The organism is Pseudoalteromonas sp. S2893 (assembly GCF_005887105.1).
GTDB lineage: Bacteria > Pseudomonadota > Gammaproteobacteria > Enterobacterales > Alteromonadaceae > Pseudoalteromonas > Pseudoalteromonas atlantica.
On sequence record NZ_PNCY01000025.1, the window covers coordinates 1 to 6,310 of the forward strand.

6 protein-coding genes and 1 tRNA gene are annotated in these 6,310 nt (G+C 42.9%); 3 read left to right on the forward strand and 4 right to left on the reverse strand.

Features of this window, described 5'->3' with window-relative positions; translation table 11 throughout:
* Positions 1 to 28: 28 nt before the first annotated feature.
* The 3 genes from CWC04_RS12610 to dnaQ form a co-directional block, all read right to left on the reverse strand.
* Positions 29 to 105 (reverse strand) — tRNA-Asp (locus tag CWC04_RS12610).
* A gap of 98 nt (positions 106 to 203) precedes the next feature.
* Entirely contained in the window at positions 204 to 1,574 is a 1,371-nt protein-coding gene (locus CWC04_RS12615) for a TIGR03503 family protein (RefSeq protein ID WP_138685593.1), read from the reverse strand.
* Positions 1,575 to 1,582: 8 nt separating this feature from the next.
* Positions 1,583 to 2,296 carry a DNA polymerase III subunit epsilon gene (dnaQ, locus tag CWC04_RS12620; protein ID WP_138685594.1) on the reverse strand — a complete coding sequence of 238 codons (714 nt, stop codon included), beginning with the start codon at positions 2,294 to 2,296 and terminating at the stop codon, positions 1,583 to 1,585.
* A 68-nt stretch (positions 2,297 to 2,364) separates the two neighbouring features.
* Here dnaQ and rnhA point away from each other — a divergent pair, with 68 nt between their 5' ends.
* A complete protein-coding gene (gene rnhA / locus CWC04_RS12625) occupies positions 2,365 to 2,829 on the forward strand; it encodes a ribonuclease HI (RefSeq protein ID WP_004585980.1) in 465 nt (154 codons plus the stop codon).
* A 78-nt stretch (positions 2,830 to 2,907) separates the two neighbouring features.
* Here rnhA and CWC04_RS12630 read toward each other — a convergent pair whose 3' ends face one another.
* A complete protein-coding gene (locus CWC04_RS12630; RefSeq protein ID WP_138685595.1) occupies positions 2,908 to 3,684 on the reverse strand; it encodes a class I SAM-dependent methyltransferase in 777 nt (258 codons plus the stop codon).
* Positions 3,685 to 3,737: 53 nt separating this feature from the next.
* On the opposite strand from CWC04_RS12630, the gene gloB reads away from it, so the two are divergent.
* Both gloB and CWC04_RS12640 read left to right on the forward strand, forming a co-directional pair.
* Positions 3,738 to 4,511: a hydroxyacylglutathione hydrolase gene (gene gloB, locus CWC04_RS12635; protein WP_138685596.1), complete on the forward strand. Its 774-nt coding sequence runs from the start codon at positions 3,738 to 3,740 to the stop codon at positions 4,509 to 4,511.
* Positions 4,512 to 4,696: 185 nt separating this feature from the next.
* Positions 4,697 to 6,274 (forward strand): lytic transglycosylase, encoded by a 1,578-nt coding sequence (locus tag CWC04_RS12640; protein ID WP_138685597.1) that lies wholly within the window; start codon positions 4,697 to 4,699, stop codon positions 6,272 to 6,274.
* Positions 6,275 to 6,310 lie beyond the last annotated feature (36 nt).

Sequence of the window (6,310 nt, forward strand, 5' to 3'; positions counted from 1 at the left end):
AGTACCTTGAAAACTTTTTGTGTAATATTGGCGGAGTGGACGGGACTCGAACCCGCGACCCCCGGCGTGACAGGCCGGTATTCTAACCAACTGAACTACCACTCCGCATTTTCGTTTCTGCTTAGGTCTCCCTTTGCAGCGGCGTGAATAATACGAATCAGCCCCTACTTCGTCAAGGGCTTTTTTGTTTTTTTACAGGTTTTTTAGTCATCTGACATCGAAAGGTTTAAAATTTCACCTGATTTGTCACTTTTTGAGCCATTTTTGCCGACTTGATTTTTTTCTGTATCGGCGTTGCTCTCATCGTTTACTTTCTTTTTGTTTAAAAAAGGCAGTTTAAAGTTAAATTTGATTGGCTTTTTCTGTACAAAAATACGAATTGCTAACCACCCTAACAATAAAATGAGCAAATTACAGCCCACGATTAAAGTCACTAATGTAGAAGTGGCCATTTTTTCTTCAACGGGTTCAGCTTCCAAGGCCAGATTTTGATCAATAAGCGTAGCAGGGTCTATTTCTGGTACTGCTTCTATTGGCCTTTCTATCTCAAATTTGTATGTTGGTATTGTGGCCATAAACTCACGACCGTTTATATTAGTGCCAAAAACAGACAGTTCAACGCTGTATCTTCCCCAATCATAGTTTTTAATTGCTAGTTGGCGTGTATCACCCGCTTGCGCGTCAATTGTAAACATTTGCTCTTCATTGTTAGGGTAATAAATTTTTCCCTGCACAATAACGGTTTCGGGTTTAACTATGTTGCTATCTATATTAATAGTTAGCTGGTGATCGTCGGTATCAAGCTCTGCCAGTGCGACCTCAGATTTAAATGGCGGTTCATGCACAATGATAGGGTCTTGCACAATGCGTCGCTGTAATAAGGGGGTCGCTATATAGAGTTCTGGTGTCCACTGCCCTACTGGAAAGTCTAATTTAAATTCGCCAGTAAACACTCCATCGTTAGGGCGTTCATCAAAGCCGCGGCCATCGTCTTTAAATTCGGCAACTTCTTGAGTGCCTGCACCAAAGTTTGCATAGCTTTCATCGTTGGTACTTACAAAGTCAACGTTTAGGCTAACTACATCTGTGAATAAGTTAGCATCGATAGGCTCATCATCATTTAAAATTTCGCCCGTTATTTTTATTGTCTCGCCTCTAAATAACATAGGAGGTAATGGCTGTGCTTTTAAAGACACTTCCCCTAACACCACAATGCGGCTGTCGGGCAAAATGCGGCCAATAACTTGCCATGGGCCAGCCATCGGTTTTTTTATGGTGATTAAGTCGTAACTAAGCTCATCAAACCAATCGAGGTTGGGATCTTTAACGGCGTTAGTGGCAAAGTACTTACTGCCATCGGGCCTGACTAAAATAACCGCGGGCGAACCTGGCTTTCTAAAAAATAGTAAGGTTATTTCGTCTAATTGGCTGTCTATACGAAAACGGTTATCTAGCAGCGGTATTTCATTTTGTTCGCCGTCGCGTTTAAGTAGCTCTACTTGCTTAACGGCAAACGCACTGGCGCTAAACAGCGAGGTGGCGCACAGTACAGTTATAAAATACATCGTTTTCATAGTTGGCCTTATTCAGCGCGCCATAAACAGTGGCCGCCTTCTTTGTCTACAAGATCGAGTCGTGCTTCGTGTGCGCTTTGCTCAGCGTCGCTTGCCCGCAATACAACTAAAGGTGCTCGGTCACTACTTAAGCGTCTTATGCCACCAGTCTGTTGCTCGCTGCCGTCATCTTTATTTTGGTTTAAGTTTAGCTTGGTTTGCCCGCCCGTCATGGCAAGGTAAACATCGGCTAAAATTTCAGAATCCAGTAATGCGCCGTGTAATGTTCGTTTTGCGTTGTCTATATCGTAACGGCGGCACAAAGCATCTAGGTTGTTCTTTTGACCAGGATGCAAGTCACGCGCCATTTTAAGGGTGTCGAGAACTTGGCAGTACTCGTGCGTATTTGGGTAGCCTTGGTTAAGCAGCGCAAACTCGTTATCCATATGGCCCACATCGAACGGGGCGTTATGTATTACAAGCTCTGCACCTTTAATGTAGTCAAAAAACTCTTGCGCTATATCGCGATAAAGTGGTTTATCACGTAAAAACTCGTTGGTAATACCGTGAACATCTATTGCTTCTTCTTCAATGCTGCGTTGTGGGTTAATGTAAACATGAAAATTATTACCGGTTAAACGTCGGTTTATTAATTCTACACACCCAATTTCTATAATCCGGTGCCCCTGTTTGGGGTCGATGCCGGTGGTTTCTGTATCTAAAACTATTTGTCTACGTGCCATATCGAATTTAGCCTGACTCTGGTATCTTTCTATAATCACTTTATTGTACATAATATCAAGGTAAAACAGTGCAAAAAACCGTAGAGATTTACACCGATGGCTCATGTTTAGGTAATCCGGGCCCTGGTGGTTATGGTATTTTTATGATTTATAACGGCCACGAAAAAAAATTAAGCCAAGGGTATAAGCTCACCACAAACAACCGTATGGAAATGCTCGCTGCCATTGTTGCTCTTGAATCACTTACCCGCCCTTGCACCGTTAACCTCACCACAGATAGCCAGTATGTTAAGCAGGGTATTGAGTCGTGGATTGCAAATTGGAAAAAACGGGGCTGGCAAACATCGGCAAAAAAGCCGGTTAAAAATGTTGATTTATGGAAGCGACTTGATAGCGCTTGTAGCGAGCACACGGTTACATGGAAATGGGTAAAGGGACATAGCGGGCATAAATATAACGAAATAGTTGACGATTTGGCACGTGACGCTGCAGGCAGTAGCAACCTACTTGATGATGTAGGGTATCAGCCTTAACCCGTTAAAGCTTTCGCACTTTTTAATGCCATGAATGTATAGCTCATAGCTGGGTTAAAAAGTGCGTACTTACATTATTTAACTATTATTATTTTTTTGCTCACACTGTTTAAAGTGCTGCTTTGAGGTTTGTCTAAGCCCTGCCCCTTTTACAGGTGAAAACTGCGGCCTTGCATGCCATTTAGGTTTTATAGGCGTAAGCGGAGCCACGCGTTTTCGCGCCACCAGCATATACACACTCCCCATAGGTTTTAAATACTGTTTGGCAAAACTGCGCCAAAATACAAACCGTGAAAGCCTGTTACCACGCGCAAGAGAGGAGTAAATAAAGCGCTCATCACTAATAATTTCAAACCCCAATAAATTAAGCCAATCTTTTACCCGCGCAGGCGTAAAAAAACGCCCCGTCCATGGCAGCTTTTGGCCGCTAAAAGGCAACATTTGCGCCAATCCACATAAACTAAACGGATTAAATCCGGTAATAACAATGTAACCACCGGGTATAAGTGTACGATGCGCCTCGCGTAATATGTGATGTGGGTCTGAGTGATACTCTAAGCAGTGGCTTAAAATACACGCATCAACACTGTGCTCATAAAAAGGCAGTTCGTCTATATCGGCTATTACACCTGTGTAAGGCCCCTCTTCGGCAACACATACTTGGTGTTTTATAGTGCTTACGCTGGTATTAAGCTCGCCACTTAAATTACCTAATTTAAGCATATGGTAACCAAACATACGCGGCAGCCATTGATCCATTTTTTGTTCAATGTCAGCACGTAAATAATCCCCATGAGGGAACTGCTGCCATGACAGCGGTTTGGGTCCTTCTTGAAAACTAAGGGCTGGTTTCATTTTTATAGCTCGTTATACTAGGTGTTACCCGTCACTTTATAGAGCAAATTAATATGGTGCAAGTTAAAGCAATTAAAGCATTTTCTGACAATTATATTTGGTGTTTAACTACCCATAATAGCGACCTAGCATGGGTGGTTGACCCAGGCGACGCCCAGCCCGTTATGGCGCATTTAGCAGAGCACAACTTACAACTTGGTGGCATTTTAATTACCCATCATCATAGCGATCATACCGGTGGCGTAGCCGAGCTTGTAAAACAGTTTTCAAACATTGCAGTGTACGGTCCTATAAACAGTCCGTTTGCGGGGATCACCAATACACTGGTTGATGGCGATAGCGTTGAGGTATTGGGTACGCGTTTTAACATTATTACCACCCCTGGCCATACGCTTGATCACATTTGTTATATTCATGAAGAGTTGGCTTTTACAGGCGATACGCTTTTTAGTGGGGGCTGTGGGCGATTATTTGAAGGGACGCCTGAGCAAATGTGGGAGTCGTTTAATAAGCTGCGTGAGCTACCTAAAACCTGCAAAGTATATTGCACGCATGAATATACGCAAGCTAATTTAGCATTTGCAAAAGCCGTAGAGCCGCGTAACCCTCAGCTACTCCAATACAGCGATAAAGTAGATGCACAGCGTGCTAAGGGCGAAATTACACTGCCAAGTACAATAGGCCAAGAGCTTAAAGTTAATCCATTTATGCGCAGCGACCTACCTACTATTACAGAGTTAATTCCAAAAGAATTTGTGTTGGTTACAAAAAACAATGAACCATGGGAAAACTTTGCAAGTCTGAGACGATTCAAAGACAACTTTTAGTTAAGATATGTTGACCTGTTGTAATTAATTTTGCAGCATCGTGGTTAGGAATATCCTAGGTAAAACCATTGGTTTAAAAAATAGCGAATGGTTTTATCAACATGTTAAAGTTGGTCGTTAAGTGGCAATGTTGACTCATAACGGGTAGTATTCGCCGAGTTTTTTTACCTGATGTATTGGTATATATGAATAAATCTCCTCTATTAATTGCCTTGGCGCTTGCGCTAAGTGGTTGTCAAACATTAACAACCGTAGATTCAGACGCACAAGCTGCTACCCAAGCAAATAAGCGCTTAGAAGGCGCAAGCCCTAACGATATTAACAATGCATTGATGGTAAACGCCCAATATCAACACGTTGAGCAGAGCGAAGACGCCCCCGTTTTTGATGATGTGTGGGAGCGCATTCGCTACCAACTGTCTATTGATGTACCGCAAAACCGCCCTGTTGTTACCGAGCGTAATTACTATGCGCGTCATCAAGCTTATTTAGACCGCATTTCAAAACGCGCAGAACCTTACTTACACTTTATTGTTGAAGAAGTAGAAAAGCGCGAAATGCCTATCGAAATTGCCCTTTTACCTATTGTAGAAAGCGCGTTTGACCCATTTGGCTACTCTAATCGCAGTGCTTCGGGTATTTGGCAATTTATGCCAGCCACTGGCGAGCGTTTTGATTTAAAACAAAACTGGTGGTACGACGGCCGACGCGACATAGTGCAATCTACGCGTGCTGCCCTTGATTACTTATCGTATTTACACAAAACCCTTGAAGGCGATTGGTTAAACGCCATTGCCGCTTATAATTCAGGCGAAGGGCGTTTAATGCGTGCGATTAAGAAAAATCGTAAAAAGCATTTACCAACAGACTTTTGGTCTCTCGACTTACCAAGCGAAACCACCGCGTATGTACCAAAGCTTTTAGCCCTTGCCGATTTATTAAAACGCGCTGATGAGTTTAATGTAAAATGGAAACCGGTTATCAACGCGCAAGTTGTAGAAGTGGTTGATGTAGGCACGCAAATTGACCTTGCACTGGCCGCAGATATGGCCGATATGACTCTTACTGAATTATATAGGTTAAACCCAGGCTTTAACCGCTGGGCGACCGACCCTAACGGTCCGCATTTTTTACTATTACCCACCGATAAAGCGGAACAATTCAGCCAAAAGCTGGCGCAAACCGATGTTAAAGACCGCTTACGCTGGCAGCAATACACTGTGGCGCGCGGAGATAGCCTATCGGTTATTGCTAAAAAGTTTACCACCAGCACCAGTGCTATTCGCTCGCTTAATAAATTAAAGTCAAACACCATACGTATTGGCCAACAGTTATTAGTACCCTTAACCGATGGGGCAATTAATAGTGAACATTTACCTAAGCAAATGCGTTTAGCTGCTAATAAAGCCACCCGTACTAAGCTGTCGCACACGGTTAAAAATGGCGACACCCTGTGGGACATTAGTCGCGAATACGATGTCACCATGGATGAGTTGGCCTCGTGGAATAAACTGAAGAAAAACTCAGTATTGCGCTTAAATCAAAAGCTCACTGTTTATAAATCAGCGAGTAAACCACAAGCAACTGCAAGTACTAATCGCACCATTACGTACAAAGTACGCCGTGGTGACTCGCTTGCTCGTATTGCGTCTAAATTTAATTTAACCGTAAACGAAATTATTAAGTGGAATAACTTAGCCGGCCAAAAGTATTTACAGCCTGGCCAAAAGTTAAAGCTTAAGGTTGATGTAAGAAGTAGTTAACCCAAGGTTTAATAATTAAAAAAGGAGCGCATGCGC

Excerpts from the sequence above, each read along its gene's own strand:
- CWC04_RS12640 (WP_138685597.1), top strand. The coding sequence starts at position 4,697 with ATGAATAAATCTCCTCTATTAATTGCCTTGGCGCTTGCGCTAAGTGGT.
- gloB (WP_138685596.1), top strand. The coding sequence starts at position 3,738 with ATGGTGCAAGTTAAAGCAATTAAAGCATTTTCTGACAATTATATTTGG.
- CWC04_RS12615 (WP_138685593.1), bottom strand. The coding sequence starts at position 1,574 with ATGAAAACGATGTATTTTATAACTGTACTGTGCGCCACCTCGCTGTTT.
- CWC04_RS12630 (WP_138685595.1), bottom strand. The coding sequence starts at position 3,684 with ATGAAACCAGCCCTTAGTTTTCAAGAAGGACCCAAACCGCTGTCATGG.
- dnaQ (WP_138685594.1), bottom strand. The coding sequence starts at position 2,296 with ATGGCACGTAGACAAATAGTTTTAGATACAGAAACCACCGGCATCGAC.